Genomic DNA, 14,837 nt, shown 5'->3' on the forward strand with positions numbered 1-14,837 from the left:
GTTCGACACGGCGCGGCCCCCTGTAGGAGCGGGGGAGGCTTACTGGATCAGCCCGAACTCACGGGCCAGCGCCTTGTAGTCCGCCACCTGTTTCTTCACATAGCCGTCCAGCTCCTCGCCGGTCATGGCGAACGGGAACAGTTCGCGCTGGTCGCGCAGCTTGGCGAAGTCCTCGGACGCCAGCAGCTTGTCGAACGAAGCCTTCCACCAGGCATAGTCCTCGTCGCTGACCTTTGGCCCCAGGTAGAAGCCGCGCACCACCGGCCAGACGATGTCGTAGCCCTGCTCCTTGGCGGTGGGGATGTCCTTCATCTCCGGCTCGTCCAGGCGCTTGTCGGAGAACACCGCGAGGATGCGCATGTTGCCGCTCTGGATGTGCGGCATGGAGTCGGAAATGTCGGTGGAGCCAACCTGAATGTGCCCGCCCAGCAGCGCGGTGGCGATCTCGCCACCGCCTTCAAGTGCCACGTAGCGCAGGTCGCGCGGGTTGATCCCGGCGGCCTTGGCGATCAGCGCGGTCTGCATCCAGTCCTGGCTGCCGACGGTGCCGCCGGAGCCGATCACCACCTTGCTCGGGTCTTTCTTCAGCGCCGCGACCAGGTCGTCGAGGGTCTTGTAGGGCGAGTCGCTCTTCACCGCGATGGCGCCATAGCTGGTGCCGACCGCGGCCAGCCATTTCACCGCGTTCTCGTCGAAGCGGCCGAACTTGCCCTGGGCCAGGTTCAGCAGCGAGCCGCTGGACCAGGCCACCAGTGTGCCGGCATCCGCCGGGCGCTGGGCGACCACGGCGTTGTAGGCCACCGCGCCGACGCCGCCGGGCATGTAGGTCACGCGCATGGGCTTGCTGAGGATCTTCTCGTTGACCAGGGCGCTCTGCACCAGCTTGCAGGTCAGGTCGAAACCGCCGCCGGGCGAGGCCGGGGCGATGCATTCGGGGCGTTTCGGTTCGGCGGCCAGGGCGTTGCCGGCCAGCAGCAGGCAACCGGTGGCCAGGACGAGGCGGCGCAGTGAAAAGGTCATCGTCTATCTCCGTGAGCGTTGTTGTTATGGGTTACCACAGGGCCACGCTGTAGCTCACCAGCAGCCGCACCTCGTCCGCGTCGCGGGTGAAGTTGGAGCGGAAGGTGGCGTTGCGCAGGCGCACGGCGACGTTCTTCAACGGGCCGCTTTGTACCACGTACTTCAGTTCGGTGTTGCGTTCCCACTCCTTGCCCTCGCCACCGGCGGCGCGGCTGACGTTGTCGCCGCTGATGTAGCGGGTCATGAAGGTCAGGCCGGGGATGCCGAGGGCGGCGAAGTTGTAGTCGTAGCGCGCCTGCCAGGAACGTTCGTCTCTGCCTGCGAAGTCGTTGATCTGGACGAAGTTGACCAGGTACGGGTCGGCGCCATCGACATAGGGGAAGGCGCTGTCGCCGGACAGCTGCTGCCAGGCGCCGCTGACCTTGTGTCCGCCCAGGGTATAGCTGAGCATGCCGTTGACGGTGGTGTTGTCGATCTTGCCGGCCTTGGCCGCGCCGGCGTCGTCGCTGATCGCCAGGCGCAGGTCGGCGCCGAAGGTGCCAGGGCCCCAGGGCTGGGTGGCGAGCAGGCCGATGAAGTGCTGGCGGTAGATGTCGTCGAGCTGGGCGAAGTGGTAGCTGCCGGTGATGCGATCGGTGAACTGGTAGTCCAGGCCGCCCATGTCGAAGTTGTCGGCGCTGAAGGTGCCGCCGAAGCGGCCGTTCTTGTTGTTCAGGGCCAGGTCTTCCCAGTTGCTGTCGTCGCGGTCCTTGGCCTTTTCCAGGCGCCCGCCGGTGAAGGTCAGGCCCTTGATCTCCTTCGAGGTGACCAGACCGCCTTCGAAGGTCTGCGGCAGGATGCGCCCGTCGTTGGGCTGCAGGGTCGGCAGTTCGGGGATCAGCGTGCCGATCTTCAGCTCGGTCTGCGAGACCTTGACCTTGCCGGTGAGGCCCAGCTTGGAGTACTCGTCGGCGGCCTTGCCGTCGTCGTGGGTGGGCAGCAGGCCCGTGCCCGTGCGGTCCTTGCTGGAGTCGAGCTTGACCCCGACCATGCCCAGCGCGTCCAGGCCGAAGCCCACGGTGCCCTCGGTGTAGCCGGACTCGAAATTGAGCATGAACCCCTGGGCCCATTCGTCGCGCTTGGATTGCTGCGCGCTGGTGCCGTCGCGGAAGTCGCGGTTGAAGTACATGTTGCGGGTTTCGAAGGTGGCCGTGCTGTCTTCGAAGAAGGCGGCCTGGCTGATGGGCGCGACACCGGCAAGGGCGAAGGCGCTGGCGAGGGCGGAAGGTCGGGCGGCGAACGAACGGATAGGCGCGAACGCCTGCGGCTGCATGGACAGCATCGTCGGTGACTCCATTTATTGTTCTTATGTGTTGCACCTTGCTGGTGCTTTTTGCGGCGCACGGGGCGACCGTGGTGCGATGCTAGGCAACCAACCTTTCGCTAACCTTTCAGCGTGAAAGGTTTCCGGCGAGGGCTTCACAGCGCCCGCCACGGCGTTACACTCCGCGCAAAAAGCCCAGCCGAACAGGGAGAATCCGATGCGTGTGCTGCTGGTCGAAGACCATCTGCAACTGGCCGAAAGCGTGGCCCAGGCCCTCAAGAGCCAGGGCCTGACCGTGGACGTGCTGCATGACGGCGTGGCCGCCGACCTGGCCTTGGCCAGCGAGGACTACGCCGTGGCGGTGCTGGATGTCGGCCTGCCGCGGCTGGACGGTTTCGAGGTGCTGGCGCGTCTGCGCGGGCGCGGCAAGACCCTGCCGGTGCTGATGCTCACCGCCCGCAGCGATGTGAAGGACCGCGTGCACGGCCTGAACCTCGGCGCCGACGACTACCTGGCCAAGCCCTTCGAGCTGACCGAGCTGGAAGCGCGGGTCAAGGCCCTGCTGCGTCGCAGCGTGCTTGGTGGCGAGCGCCAGCAGCGCTGCGGCCCGCTGGTCTACGACCTGGATACCCGGCGCTTCAGCCTGGGCAGCGAGCCGCTGACCTTGACCCAGCGCGAGCAGAGCGTGCTAGAGGCGCTGATCGCTCGCCCTGGTCGGGTGATGAGCAAGGAACAGCTGGCGGCCCAGGTGTTCGGCCTTGACGAGGAGGCCAGCCCCGACGCCATCGAGATCTACATCCACCGCCTGCGCAAGAAGCTCGACGGCCACCCGGTGGCCATCGTCACCTTCCGTGGCCTGGGCTACCTGCTCGAGCACCGCGATGCGTGACAACGGCAGCCTGCGCGGGCGCTTGCTGGGCAACCTGGCGCTGCTGCTGGTGGTGCTGATGCTGGCCAGCGGCCTGAGCGCCTACTGGAACGGTCGCGAAGCCGCCGACACCGCCTATGACCGGACCCTGCTGGCGTCGGCGCGAACCATCGCCGCCGGCCTGTCGCAGCGCGACGGCACCCTCAGCGCCGACGTGCCCTATGTGGCCCTGGATACGTTCGCCTACGACAGCGCCGGGCGCATCTACTACCAGGTGCTGGACATTCACCAGAAGCTGATTTCCGGCTACGAGAACCTGCCGCCTCCGCCTGCGGGCACGCCGCGCACCGACGATTATCCGGCGCTGGCGCGCTTCTACAACGCCACCTACCTGGGCCAGGACGTGCGCGTGGTCAGCCTGCTCAAGGCGGTGAGCGAACCGAACATGAACGGCATGGCCGAGATCCGCGTGGCCGAGACCGAGGAGGCGCGGGTGCGCATGGCCCGCGGATTGATGGCCGACACCCTGCTGCGCCTGGGCATGCTGGCCTTCGGCGCGCTGGTGATGGTGTGGTTCGCGGTGAGTGCCGCGCTGCGCCCGCTGGAGCGCTTGCGCACGGCGGTGGAGGAGCGCCAGCCGGACGACCTGCGCGCCTTGCCGGTGGTCCAGGTGCAGCGTGAACTGGGGCCGCTGGTGCGCGGGCTCAATCACTTCACCGAGCGCTTGCGGGGCCAGTTCGAACGCCAGGCGCAGTTCATCGCCGACGCCGCCCACGAACTGCGCACGCCGCTGGCGGCGCTAAAGGCGCGGGTGGAACTGGGCCTGCGCTCACGGGAGCCGGACGAATGGCGCAAGACCCTCGAAGCCGCCGCCCAGGGCACGGACCGGCTCACCCACCTGGCCAACCAATTGCTGTCGTTGGCGCGGGTGGAGAACGGCGCCCGCGCCATCGCCGAGGGCGGCGCCCAGCGCCTGGACCTGAGCCAGCTGGCCCGTGAACTGGGCATGGCCATGGCGCCCCTGGCCCATGCCCGCGGCGTCGCCTTGGCGCTGGAGGCCGAGGCGCCGGTGTGGCTAAAGGGCGAGCCGACCCTGCTCAACGAACTGCTCAGCAACCTGGTGGACAACGCCCTTGCCCACACCCCGCCCGGCGGCGATGTGGTCCTGCGGGTATTGGCGCCGGCCGTGCTCGAAGTCGAGGACGACGGGCCGGGGATTCCCGAGGACGAGCGTGAGCGGGTGTTCGAGCGCTTCTACCGACGCAGCGCCCAGGGCAGCGGCCTGGGGTTGGCGATCGTCGGCGAGATCTGCCGGGCGCATCTGGCGCAGATCAGCCTGCACGACGGCGAGCGGGGCGGGCTGAAGGTGCGGGTGAGTTTTATCGCGGACTGAAGGTCATCGTGGGGCCTGTCGATTCAGCGCAGCATGCCCCGCGCATCCAGCAGCTCGGTGATATCCAGCTCGGTGCCGTAGGGCAGGCCCAGGTGGCGGTAGGCGGGCAGGGCGGCCAGCGGTCGGCTGCGCTCGCGCTGGCTGATGCAGCGGGCGATCTGCACGATGTCGATGTAGTCGATCTGGTCGGTGCGCCGGTCCAGGTCCTGCACCTGGCTGGGCACGTTGACCAACTGCTCGGGGAATTCCCAGGCGCTGAGGATCTTGTCGCCCAGTACCGGCTGGATCTGCTCAATGACGAAATGCAGGCAGATCGGGTCGGAGAGCAGCTCGTTGTGCTCCTCGGCATAGATCAGCACCGGTAGGGCGCCGATCTGGTGCACCAGGCCGCCGAGGGTGGCCTGGTCGGGCTTGAGCTGGGTGTAGCGGCGGCACAGTTCATAGCTGATGCCCGCGACTTCCAGGCTGTTGGCCCAGATATCCCGCAGCTTGTGTTCCACCGCCGGAGCGCGGGCATGGAAGATCTGCTCGATCACCAGGCCGATGGCCAGGTTGCAGCTGTAGTTGATGCCCAGGCGGGTGATGGCGGTGTGCAGGTCGGTGACTTCGACGGCGGCGCGCATCAGCGGGCTGTTGACCACCTTGATCAGGCGGGCCGACAGCGCGGCGTCGCGGCCGATCACCTTGCTCAGGGCGGAAACGCTAATCTCGCTGTCTTCGGCGGCTTCGCGGATGCTCAGGGCGACTTCCGGCAGGGTCGGCAGGACCAGGTCGTCCCGGTCGATGGCGGCGAGCAGTTGCGCTTGGACCTTCTCGGCCAGCTTGTTCATGGACTTCTCTACGGCAAAGGTGGTGCAGCCCCGGCATGTCGCCGGGGCGGGCTGGTCAGCGCTGGATTTCCCGGTCGCGGTCCAGTTCGTAAGGCAGGTCGAGCAGCGACAGGCGCGGGCCTTCGAGGCTGCCCAGATGCAGGTTGTCGTCCGCCACCGCCTCGGCGCTGAGCACGGCCAGCAGTTCGACGGCGCTGCCGGTGCTGGCCCCGATCACCACTTCGCCGACCGACGAGCCGTGGGTCGGCGAGAAGATCTCGGCGCCCGGCTGGGGTACCGCTGTCTCGGCCAGCGCCAGGCGATATTGCCGGCGCTTGAGCTTGCCCAGGTACTGCATGCGGGCGACGATTTCCTGGCCGGTGTAGCAACCTTTCTTGAAGCTCACGCCATCGACGGCCTGCAGGTTGATCATCTGCGGGATGAACAGCTCGCGGGTCGGGCCCCTGACCTGGCCGATGCCGGCGCGGACCTGGCCCAGCAGCCAGTCGTTGAGCGTGCCCTCGGGCAGCGAGGCGGCCAGTTTCTGGGTAACGGCGGCGGCCTGCTCGGCAGGCGCCCACAGTTCGACACGGCCGGCCGAAGCGCGGACGGCGATCAGACCCGCATGACGGGCGGTCGCGCCGGCCTCGTCCGCCACGGACAGGCCCAGCGCCTGCAGGGCGGCGTCGCCCTGCTGCAGGCCGAAGCGCGTCCAGGCGGCGCTGTCGTCGCTCAGCGTGGCCTTGGAGAACACCGCGTATTTCTTCAGGTCGGCCAGTTGCGCCTCGAGCAGCTCGCTGGCCATGGCCAACAGGTAGCCATTGCCCTCGGGCAGGATACGGAAGCTCGACTGCATGCGGCCCTTGACCATGCAGCGGGCGCCAAGGCTCGCGTGCTCGTCGTTGAGGTAACCGATGTTGCAGGTCAGCTGACCTTGCAGGAACTTGCCGGCGTCGGAGCCGCGGACGGCGAGGATGCCCTCATGGGAGAGGGTACAGAAGAAAGCGGAATCGGCCATGGGTCATCGCGGTAGCTAAAGACTGGCGGCCATCATAGAACGCCGGTAACAAAATAGGTAGGTGACTAGACCAACGCCTTGTGCCGCTTCGTTCGCTGCGCGGTATACTGCGCGACCACTCGAGGAGGGCCCCATGGTCGAACAAACTGAACTCAACCGGCTTTTCTGGCATAGCCGTCGCGGCATGCTGGAACTGGACGTGCTGCTGGTCCCTTTCACCCAGGAGGTCTACCCAAGCCTGAGCGAAGCCGACCGCGAGCTGTACCGTCGCCTGCTGACCTGCGAGGATCAGGACATGTTCGGCTGGTTCATGGAGCGCAGCGAGTCCGAGGATCCGGAACTGCAGCGCATGGTCCGCATCATCCTGGACCGTGTTCAGCCCAAGTGAAGTTTTCGAGTGCCGTTGGCAAGGCTCGCGCCTGCTGCTGACGGCCTACCTCGCCAGCCTGGCGCTGGCACTGCTTACCCTCGCGCTGATGGCGCTGCCCGGGTGGCTGCGCGGCCTGTTGGCCGTCGTCTGTCTTGCCCACGCCTGCTGGGCTATTCCCCGGCGCGTCCTGCTCACCCACCCCGAGGCCATCACCGGCCTGCGCCGCGACCTGCGTGGCTGGCACCTCTATAGCCGCGCCCAGGGCTGGCAGCCGGCGCGCCTGTGCCGAGACAGCGTCGCCCTGCCGGCCATGGTGGTGTTGCGGTTCGTGCGCAAGGGGCGCATGTTCAGCCAGAGCCAGTGCATCCCCAGGGACGCACTGGATTGTGAGGCACACCGGCGACTGCGGGTGCGCCTGAAGTTCAGCCGGCGCCGCTGGGCCGCGCCGGCCTGACCCTCACACCCCCTGCGGGATCTCTTCGCCGCCCAGGGCTTCGAACAGCACCGGCAGGAACTCGGTGAAGGTCATCATCATCAGCTGGAAGCTGGCGTCGAACTGTTGCTGGGCCTCGTCGCCGCCATCCTGTTCGGCCTGCTCCTGCAGCAGCTCCTCGAACTTCAGGCGCTTGATCACCATCTTGTCGTCGAGCACGAACGACAGCTTGTCCTGCCAGGCCAGGGCCAGCTGGGTGACCAGCTTGCCGGTGCTCAGGTGCAGCTGGATTTCCTCGCTGGTCAGGTCCTGGCGTTTGCAACGCACGATGCCGCCGTCCTCGGCGGTGTCGCGCAGCTCGCACTCGTCGAGAACGAAGAAGCCTTCGGCGGCCTGCTGCGACTTGACCCAGTCGGTCATGGTCGCGCTTGGCGCGATCTTCACGGTGGCCGGGCGCACCGGCAGCGAGCCGATCACTTCACGCAGGGTCGACAGCAGGTCTTCGGCGCGCTTGGCGCTGGCCGAGTTGACCAGGATCATGCCCAGGCGCGGGGCGATGGCGGCGAAGATCATCGAGCGGCGGATGAAGGCGCGCGGCAGGAAGGCCTGGATGATCTCGTCCTTGATCTGGTCGCGTTCCTTTTTATAGACCTTGCGCATCTGCTCGGTCTCGATCTCCTCGACCTTCTCCTTGACCGCGTCGTTGACCACGCTGCTGGGCAGGATGCGTTCTTCCTTGCGTGCGGCGATCAGCATGAACTCGCCACTGACGTGAACCAGGGGCGCGTCCTCGCCCTTGCCGAACGGCGCGACGAAACCGTAGGTGGTCAGTTCCTGGCTGGCGCAGGGGCGGGCCGGCTTGCTGGCCAGGGCGGCCTCCAGCGCCTCGGCCTCGAACGGTACTTCCTGGGTCAGGCGATAGGACAGCAGGTTCTTGAACCACATGAGGGGGAATCTCTCCTTAATACATAAGGCGGGCATTATTCTCCGAGGGGCGCTTCCAGGCCAACCCTGTCATAGGGCCAGCAGTCCTATATAGAGGAAGAAAATCGCGGCGCGGCTAGGTCTTTGAAAGGCCTGGAATTTTTTTTCAAAAAATTTGAAAAAAGTGCTTGCCAGGGTAGGAGGTCCTCCGTAGAATGCGCGCCACACCGAGACGAAGGGTGATTAGCTCAGCCGGGAGAGCATCTGCCTTACAAGCAGAGGGTCGGCGGTTCGATCCCGTCATCACCCACCACTCGATGTATAGCGCGGCGGTAGTTCAGTCGGTTAGAATACCGGCCTGTCACGCCGGGGGTCGCGGGTTCGAGTCCCGTCCGCCGCGCCATATTTAGCTTCCAGGGCCCACTGAACACCCGGAAGCAACAGAGAAAGCGACCTTAGGGTCGCTTTTTTTGTTTCTGGCATTACGCCAGAATGCCCCTGTCCGCCGCATGTGGCCAGCAGGCCCCGCGTCGGTTCCTATCGCAAGCCAGAGACCGATCATGCAGGATGCCAGCCTCTCCAACCCCCCCACCTATTCCACGCCACTGCTCGGTATCGACCTCGGCACCACCAACAGCCTGATTGCCGTCTGGCAGGACGGCGAAGCTCGGCTGATCCCTAATGCCGTGGGTGAAGTGCTCACCCCCTCGGTGGTCAGTGTCGATGACGACGGCTCGATCCTGGTCGGCCAGGCTGCCCGGTCGCGATTGACCACGCACCCCGAGCGCACCGCGGCGGCGTTCAAGCGCTTCATGGGTAGCGACAAGCGCTATGCGCTAGGCGAGCATCGATTCACGCCTGAAGAATTGTCGGCGCTGGTGCTGGGCGCATTGAAGCAGGATGCCGAGGCGCACCTGGGCTGCGCGGTCAGCGAGGCGGTGATTTCGGTACCGGCGTATTTCAGCGACGAGCAGCGCAAGCGCACGGTCTTCGCCGCCGAGCTGGCCGGGCTGAAGGTCCAGCGGCTGATCAACGAGCCGACCGCCGCGGCCATGGCCTATGGCCTGCATGAGCAGAAGTTCGAGCGCACCCTGGTGTTCGACCTGGGCGGCGGCACCTTCGATGTCACCGTGCTGGAGTACGCCTTGCCGCTGATCGAGGTGCATGCCTCCACCGGTGACAATTACCTGGGCGGCGAGGATTTTACCGAGGCATTGTTGCAGGCCTGCCTGCGCGATTGGAACCTCAAGGCCGAGGACCTGGCCCCCCAGGCCCTGGCCAGCCTGCATGACGCCATCGAACAGCTCAAGCGCGAGGCGGGCGAGGGCAGCCGCGTGCTGGACTGGCACGATGGCGCGCAGCCCCGCGAGTGGCGGCTGGACGACCTCAAGCTGCAGGCGATCTGGGCGCCTTTGCTGACCCGGGTGCGTGCGCCCATCGAGCAGGCCCTGCGCGATGCCCGGTTGAGCCCGCGCGAGCTGGACAGCCTGGTGCTGGTCGGTGGCGCCACGCGCATGCCGCAGGTGCAGCAACTGGTGGCCAAGCTGTTCGGACGCTTGCCGTACCGGCACCTGGACCCGGACACCATTGTCGCCCTCGGCGCCGCCAGCCAGGCCGCCTGCAAGGCCCGCGACGCGGCCATCGACGAACTGATTCTGACCGATGTCTGCCCCTACACCCTCGGTGTGGCCTCGTCCCGGGGCGACGACGTCACCGGAGCGTTCTCGCCGATCATCGAGCGCAACACGGTGATCCCTACCTCGAAGGTGCAGCGCTTCTACAGCAGCCACCCAGAGCAGAAGTTCGTGCGCATCGCCGTGTACCAGGGCGAGCGGCCGTGGGTGCGGGACAACATCCTGGTGGACAGTTTCGAGGTCCCGTTGCAGCCGACCGGTGAAATCCAGTCGCTGGACGTGCGCTTCAGCTACGACATCAACGGTTTGCTGGAAGTGGATGTGACCTTCCTCGAAAGCGGCCAGAAGCACAGCCACAGCATCGACCGCAGCCCCGCCGGGCTGGATGCCGAGGCGCGCCTGGCGAGCGAGGAGCGCTTAGCGCGGCTGAAGATCCACCCGCGTGACACGCTGCCCAACCGCACCCTGCTGGCCCGTCTGGAGCGGGCCTGGATGCAGAGCCTGGGCGACGAGCGCGAGCTGATCGGCAGTTGGCTGGACGCCTTCAACGCTGTGCTAGCCGGGCAACAGGCCGCTGAGATCAGCCGTGAGCGCCAGGCGTTGAGCCAGGCGCTTGACGAGCTGCGCTACTGACCGTTCAGCCGCCGCAGGGTAGCCTGCAGGCTGTCATCGAGCAGCGCTTGCTGGCCCGGTTGCGAGCCGTAGCGGTTCGGCAGCCGGTCACCGGGCAGCAACAGCAGCAACAGCGGTAGTACCGGTAGCACCCTGCTCAGCACGAGCAGCAGGATCAGCGCCGGGATACCCTGGCCAAGGTCGCGCAGGCGCCTGAGGAAGGCACTGATCAGCAGCAGCACCGTGACCAGCATCAACACTGGCAGTGTGAGCATCATGCTGGCGCAGAGGGCGGCGGCCGCCAGGTTCAAGGCAAACCCTGAGCGGTTCAGGCGGCTGTTGAGTTTCCACACGGCCCAGAATTTCGCGGGAGGGTGCTGCAGGGCATTGCGCAACATGCGCTCGCTCCACGACAGCACGGCCATGATTGCACAGCGCAAGCCCAGGTCCTGCTGCGGGTCGTCCTTGATCTTCTGCAAGGCGCGCAAGGCGCGGATCTTCGGCGGCGCGCAATCGTTGTACAAGCTGTCCAGGGCGTCGAGCACATCATTGAACGCACGGCTGTCGACGCCGTGGGCATGGGCGAGTTCGGCCGGTGGATGCTTGGTCTTGCCTTGCAGCAGGCCGCTGCGCAGTGCCTCGAACCATTCATCCTGCGGCGCCAGCGCATCCAGGCGCTGGCGCAGGCGTTCACGTTGCTCGGTGTCCAGGGAGCGGTCATGGTGCAGCACGGCGCAAAACAGCAGATAGCCCAGAGGATGGTCGTTGCCCAGGCTGCCATCGTCATGCTCCAGGCAGGCCAGCAATTGCGCTGCACCGGGTAGGCGCGTGCTGCTCAGGGCTTGTTGCAGGGTCAGCAACCGCGCTGAAACCATCGCCTGCACAGGGTCGCGGGTATCCAGGCTGCCAAGCAGGCCACTGCTGCCGTCAGGGCTGGGCAGTTGTTGGCAGAGCAGGGCGTGCAACGGGGCGAACGGATGCCCGGACGGGTAGTGCAACTGGCTTGGCAGGGTCGGGTCGATCAGCGCCAGCCAGCGTGACGGCTGCTCCAGCAGGGCAAGCATGAACAAGTGCTGGCGGTGCCAGTTCCACAGCGCGTCACCCTCGGGCATGGCCGGCAGCAGTACGCCGGTCTCGGCGAGCGTGTCCTGCAGTTGCAGGGCGAACGGCGTGGTGAACAGGCGGCGCATGTCAAACCGCACATTCAGGGCATGCAGGGCGTGGGCCGGGTATACCCGCATGCGCCGCAGCCATTCGCGACAGACCGGGCGAATGGCGTCCTCGGTCAAGGCCTCGGGCAGCTCCGCCCCCGGGGCTTCGCTGGCGCAGAAATCCACTAGCACCTTGACCACCGGGGCCTGTTCAAGCCAGTGCAACTGCTGGCTGGCCTGGCGCTGGAAGCCTTCGAGGATCAGCGCGTCGAGGGCATCTTCGGCGAGCGGCTGGGCGAGCACCTGGCGCAGCAGACCGGCTTCCCCGCGTTGCAGCGCCCAGGCCTGCCAGTAGAGGCGGTGCAGGTCGTGGTCCTGCGGGTCCTGCAGCAGCCAGGCGAGCAGCGGCAGTTCGTCATCACCGTCCAGCCGCCAGTCGATGAAGGTCGCGGCGATGCCTTGCAGCTCCAGGCGCGAGGCTTCGGACCAGCGCGCCAGGGTCTGCGGGGACTGCCCGGGGCTGCCCCAGTTCTGGGCGGGGTCGTCCAGCTCGGCGGGCCAGCCGGCCGGGGTGTGCAGGCGGTCAAAGGCCTGGATCAGCAACGGCAGGCGCTGGGGCTGGTGGCGGGCGCAGAGGTCGATCAGCCAGCGTTCGGCCTGTGGGTGCTGGTGTTCGCGATACAGCCGCAACCAGCAGTCCAGGGCCTGTTGCTCGGCGCCCAGGGCATCGGCCTGGCGGGCCAGCAGGTAGAGCAGGTCGGCATCGTCCGGGGCCTGTTGCTGGCGCGTCTTGAGCATTTCGTGGAAGGTCCGGCTGGGGATACCGGCCTGGCTGAACTGCACCAGCAGGCGTTGCACCAAGGCCGGGTCATCCGGCATGGCCAGGCAGGTATGCACGCCGGCGAACTGCTCGTACTCGAACAGTGGACGCTGCTGGTAGCAGTACTCGAGGCTGCGGAAATACCACAGGCTTTCCATCTGCGCGCTGGCCGGCCAGTCGCGCATGCAGGCGGTGTCGAAGGGATCGGGCTGTTCCAGGCGGTCGAGGAAAGCTTCCACTTCGTGGCGCTCGTCCAGGCGCAGCAGCTGCTCGGCCCAGCCCAGGCGCCGTGCCAGCAGGCCCGCGCAGTGGTGGGACAACGGTCCGCAGTCGCGCAGGGTGTGCAGCAGTTGCCAGCTGAGGTCGTCCAGTTCATCCAGCGGCAACTCGTCCAGTTCGGCGATAAAACGCTGCCAGGCTTGTGGGTCGAAGCGCTTGGACGGCTCCTCGAGCAGTGTGTGGAACTGCTTGAGGGCTGGATGGGGGGCATTTTCTTCGCGTGTTGGCTCAGCCTCGCTGGGCGCCTGCTCGCGGGCCAGGCGCAGGGCTTCCTCGTAGGCTGCCCGCAGTGCCTGGAACCCTTCGGGATCGGTTTCCGGGTGGTGCGAGGGCAGGCGGCCGCGATAGGCCAGGCGGATGGCGTCCATGTCCTGGGTCGGTTCGATTCCCAGGCGAATCCAGCAACTCATGACCAGCAGTCCTCTTCCAGCGTGGTGGGTCGTGCGGGCTCGGGCAGGGGCATGTCCCAGGGCAGTCCGGCCAGCAGGTCATGGGCGCCGAGGCGCAGGTTGAGCACGATGCAGCGGTTCCAGTGCTCGCAGCCCTGGCGCTCGAGGTTGGCGGCCAGGGTCTCGTCGCTGCTGTCGCTGGCATTCCACAGCGCCTTGCCGAACAGGTAGCCGGCCAGGTAGCCGTCCCAGCGGTTGTAGTAATGGCGGGCGCGCAGGGCCAGGCGGTAGTGCAGGTAGAGGCTTTCGTCGCGATCGATCAGGCCTTTCTTGACGCCGGCGCGCAGCAGGAAACCCATGCGCCCCAGGTCCCAGGCCCGGGTGCCGCCCGGGCCGCAGTCGGGGAAGGTGCGGGCAGCGTACTCATGGCGGATGCGCTCGCGTGGGGGCAGGGTGTCGAGCAAGGCCTGCCACTGGCTGGGCAGACAGCGCTGGTACTGCCAGTAGGCCTCGCTCATCTCGGTGGCGTGGCCGTTGTCGGCCATGCTGAGCATGTCCAGCAACTGGGCGCGGTTGCTGATGCCCCACCAGCGCTCAAGGTCGGTCTGGTCTTCGCCCTCGAAATAGTCGGGTGCGGTATAGCTGGCGCCGTTGAGGGCGGCCATGGGGGCGGAGAGAGCATGCAGCCAGTGCTGCGCGGTTTCGTCCATGAAAGGAGTCCTGGAGGTGCTGGGAACTGGCGGGGATTGTATAGGAAGTTTCCTGCCGGGTTCTCAGGGATAGGTCCCGAGTCGATAGGCCTCGGCCACCTCGCGGAGCACTTCGCACACCCATTGCGCCGGCAGGCTCTGGGGCAGCGCCGCATTGCGGCAGATGCCCACCGACCCGCCCGGCTCGAGCACGCCCAGGTCGAGCTCGGCCAGCTCGCCACGCCCGAGGTCGATCAGCACGGCGTCCCGTGGCGCCACCCAGACCGCCTCGCTGCCCAGCACATAGCGCCTGCTCAGGGCCAGCGACAGGGTTTCCAGGCGCTGCGCCGGCAGCGGGATCGCGCATTGCACGAACAAGCTGTCGGCATGCTGGCGAATGGTCGTCCCCGGCGGCGGCAGCACCAGCGGGTAATCACCGACCTGCCTGCGCTCGACGGGCCGCTGCGCCAAAAGCGGGTGCCCCGGCCGCACCACCAGGGTCATCGACTCGCTGTACAGGTGCTCGAACGACAACCCTTGGATCTGCGGGCTGTCGGTCATTCGCCCGACCACCAGTTCCAGTTCCCCCAGATGCAACTGACCGAGCAATTGGGCACTGGCCCCGGTCACCACGCTGATCAGCAACGCCTCGTGGCGTTGATGCAGGCGGCACAACACCTCGGGCATCAGCAGCCCTTCGACCGTCGACAGCACGCCGATGCGCACCTGCGACGGTGCCCGCGCCTCGCCGCGCACACTGCAGACCCCGTCGCGCAACGCCTGCACGCTGGGGCCGGCGTAGCGCATGAAGCGGGTGCCGGCCGGGGTCAGGGTAACGCCGTTGTGACCACGCTCGAACAGGCGTGCCTCGAGCAGGTCCTCCAGTTCCTTGAGGGTCTTGGAGATCGCTGGCTGGCTGATCGCAAGCACGTCGGCTGCCCTGGCCAGGCTGCCCTGCCGGGCAATCTCCAGGAAGCACAGCAGGTGACGGAACTTGATGCGGGTATCGAGGTTCATGCCCGGCAGTGTATCCGTGCGGGCCAGACCTGCAACGTCTGGGTGATCTTCGTCACTCGGCGACGGTTCCTCCCTTGCAGGCAAAGCCCTGAACCTTTAGCGTGTGCC

The 14,837-nt window shown here is 66.8% G+C and carries 13 protein-coding genes and 2 tRNA genes; 7 read left to right on the top strand and 8 right to left on the bottom strand.

The genetic code is table 11. The features are described 5' to 3' along the window. Positions 1-39: 39 nt before the first annotated feature. Complete coding sequence (locus K5H97_RS05750; protein WP_028690165.1) at positions 40-1,020, bottom strand: Bug family tripartite tricarboxylate transporter substrate binding protein; 981 nt, start codon at positions 1,018-1,020, stop codon at positions 40-42. Between the two features lie 31 nt (positions 1,021-1,051). Next, a complete protein-coding gene (locus K5H97_RS05755) occupies positions 1,052-2,341 on the bottom strand; it encodes an OprD family porin (protein WP_028690164.1) in 1,290 nt (429 codons plus the stop codon). A gap of 199 nt (positions 2,342-2,540) precedes the next feature. Between K5H97_RS05755 and K5H97_RS05760 the strand changes: the two genes are divergently transcribed. After that, positions 2,541-3,212, top strand: coding sequence for a response regulator (locus tag K5H97_RS05760; RefSeq protein WP_028690163.1), 672 nt, complete (start codon positions 2,541-2,543; stop codon positions 3,210-3,212). Next, positions 3,205-4,584, top strand: coding sequence for a sensor histidine kinase (locus K5H97_RS05765; protein WP_028690162.1), 1,380 nt, complete (start codon positions 3,205-3,207; stop codon positions 4,582-4,584). The genes K5H97_RS05760 and K5H97_RS05765 overlap by 8 nt, the downstream gene beginning before the upstream one ends. Before the next feature lie 23 nt (positions 4,585-4,607). Here K5H97_RS05765 and K5H97_RS05770 read toward each other — a convergent pair whose 3' ends face one another. Together K5H97_RS05770 and ygfZ are read right to left on the bottom strand one after the other, a co-directional pair. Then, positions 4,608-5,414 (bottom strand): HDOD domain-containing protein, encoded by an 807-nt coding sequence (locus K5H97_RS05770; RefSeq protein ID WP_028690161.1) that lies wholly within the window; start codon positions 5,412-5,414, stop codon positions 4,608-4,610. Positions 5,415-5,469: 55 nt separating this feature from the next. Further along, positions 5,470-6,411, bottom strand: coding sequence for a CAF17-like 4Fe-4S cluster assembly/insertion protein YgfZ (gene ygfZ, locus K5H97_RS05775; protein ID WP_028690160.1), 942 nt, complete (start codon positions 6,409-6,411; stop codon positions 5,470-5,472). A 133-nt stretch (positions 6,412-6,544) separates the two neighbouring features. On the opposite strand from ygfZ, the gene K5H97_RS05780 reads away from it, so the two are divergent. Both K5H97_RS05780 and K5H97_RS05785 read left to right on the top strand, forming a co-directional pair. Further along, the gene (locus K5H97_RS05780) at positions 6,545-6,799 is read left to right on the top strand and encodes an FAD assembly factor SdhE (RefSeq protein WP_028690159.1); all 255 of its coding nucleotides are present in this window, start codon (positions 6,545-6,547) and stop codon (positions 6,797-6,799) included. After that, a complete protein-coding gene (locus tag K5H97_RS05785; protein ID WP_028690158.1) occupies positions 6,783-7,235 on the top strand; it encodes a protein YgfX in 453 nt (150 codons plus the stop codon). The genes K5H97_RS05780 and K5H97_RS05785 overlap by 17 nt, the downstream gene beginning before the upstream one ends. A gap of 3 nt (positions 7,236-7,238) precedes the next feature. Here K5H97_RS05785 and rdgC read toward each other — a convergent pair whose 3' ends face one another. Next, positions 7,239-8,159, bottom strand: a complete 921-nt coding sequence (gene rdgC, locus K5H97_RS05790) for a recombination-associated protein RdgC (protein ID WP_028690157.1) — start codon at positions 8,157-8,159, stop codon at positions 7,239-7,241. Between the two features lie 216 nt (positions 8,160-8,375). Here rdgC and K5H97_RS05795 point away from each other — a divergent pair. From K5H97_RS05795 to K5H97_RS05805, 3 genes are all read left to right on the top strand, one after another. Then, positions 8,376-8,451 (top strand) — tRNA-Val (locus tag K5H97_RS05795). 13 nt (positions 8,452-8,464) lie between these two features. Next, positions 8,465-8,541 (top strand) — tRNA-Asp (locus tag K5H97_RS05800). A gap of 157 nt (positions 8,542-8,698) precedes the next feature. After that, entirely contained in the window at positions 8,699-10,405 is a 1,707-nt protein-coding gene (locus tag K5H97_RS05805; protein WP_028690156.1) for a molecular chaperone HscC, read from the top strand. On the opposite strand, the gene K5H97_RS05810 is transcribed toward K5H97_RS05805, so the two are convergent. From K5H97_RS05810 to pcaQ, 3 genes are all read right to left on the bottom strand, one after another. After that, a complete protein-coding gene (locus tag K5H97_RS05810) occupies positions 10,399-13,044 on the bottom strand; it encodes a J domain-containing protein (protein ID WP_028690155.1) in 2,646 nt (881 codons plus the stop codon). The genes K5H97_RS05805 and K5H97_RS05810 overlap by 7 nt on opposite strands. Next, positions 13,041-13,733 carry a DUF1266 domain-containing protein gene (locus K5H97_RS05815; protein WP_028690154.1) on the bottom strand — a complete coding sequence of 231 codons (693 nt, stop codon included), beginning with the start codon at positions 13,731-13,733 and terminating at the stop codon, positions 13,041-13,043. The genes K5H97_RS05810 and K5H97_RS05815 overlap by 4 nt, the downstream gene beginning before the upstream one ends. 63 nt (positions 13,734-13,796) lie before the next feature. Beyond that, positions 13,797-14,729, bottom strand: coding sequence for a pca operon transcription factor PcaQ (gene pcaQ, locus K5H97_RS05820; protein WP_028690153.1), 933 nt, complete (start codon positions 14,727-14,729; stop codon positions 13,797-13,799). Between the last annotated feature and the right edge of the window lie 108 nt (positions 14,730-14,837).

This window comes from Pseudomonas mosselii, from assembly GCF_019823065.1.
Classification (GTDB): Bacteria; Pseudomonadota; Gammaproteobacteria; order Pseudomonadales; family Pseudomonadaceae; genus Aquipseudomonas; species Aquipseudomonas mosselii.

What these genes read in the sequence shown, in the direction of transcription:
- ygfZ (WP_028690160.1), bottom strand. Translation starts at nt 6,411, where the DNA reads ATGGCCGATTCCGCTTTCTTCTGTACCCTCTCCCATGAGGGCATCCTC.
- K5H97_RS05805 (WP_028690156.1), top strand. Translation starts at nt 8,699, where the DNA reads ATGCAGGATGCCAGCCTCTCCAACCCCCCCACCTATTCCACGCCACTG.
- K5H97_RS05770 (WP_028690161.1), bottom strand. Translation starts at nt 5,414, where the DNA reads ATGAACAAGCTGGCCGAGAAGGTCCAAGCGCAACTGCTCGCCGCCATC.
- K5H97_RS05810 (WP_028690155.1), bottom strand. Translation starts at nt 13,044, where the DNA reads ATGAGTTGCTGGATTCGCCTGGGAATCGAACCGACCCAGGACATGGAC.
- K5H97_RS05815 (WP_028690154.1), bottom strand. Translation starts at nt 13,733, where the DNA reads ATGGACGAAACCGCGCAGCACTGGCTGCATGCTCTCTCCGCCCCCATG.
- K5H97_RS05765 (WP_028690162.1), top strand. Translation starts at nt 3,205, where the DNA reads ATGCGTGACAACGGCAGCCTGCGCGGGCGCTTGCTGGGCAACCTGGCG.
- K5H97_RS05780 (WP_028690159.1), top strand. Translation starts at nt 6,545, where the DNA reads ATGGTCGAACAAACTGAACTCAACCGGCTTTTCTGGCATAGCCGTCGC.
- rdgC (WP_028690157.1), bottom strand. Translation starts at nt 8,159, where the DNA reads ATGTGGTTCAAGAACCTGCTGTCCTATCGCCTGACCCAGGAAGTACCG.
- K5H97_RS05760 (WP_028690163.1), top strand. Translation starts at nt 2,541, where the DNA reads ATGCGTGTGCTGCTGGTCGAAGACCATCTGCAACTGGCCGAAAGCGTG.
- K5H97_RS05755 (WP_028690164.1), bottom strand. Translation starts at nt 2,341, where the DNA reads ATGCTGTCCATGCAGCCGCAGGCGTTCGCGCCTATCCGTTCGTTCGCC.
- K5H97_RS05750 (WP_028690165.1), bottom strand. Translation starts at nt 1,020, where the DNA reads ATGACCTTTTCACTGCGCCGCCTCGTCCTGGCCACCGGTTGCCTGCTG.
- pcaQ (WP_028690153.1), bottom strand. Translation starts at nt 14,729, where the DNA reads ATGAACCTCGATACCCGCATCAAGTTCCGTCACCTGCTGTGCTTCCTG.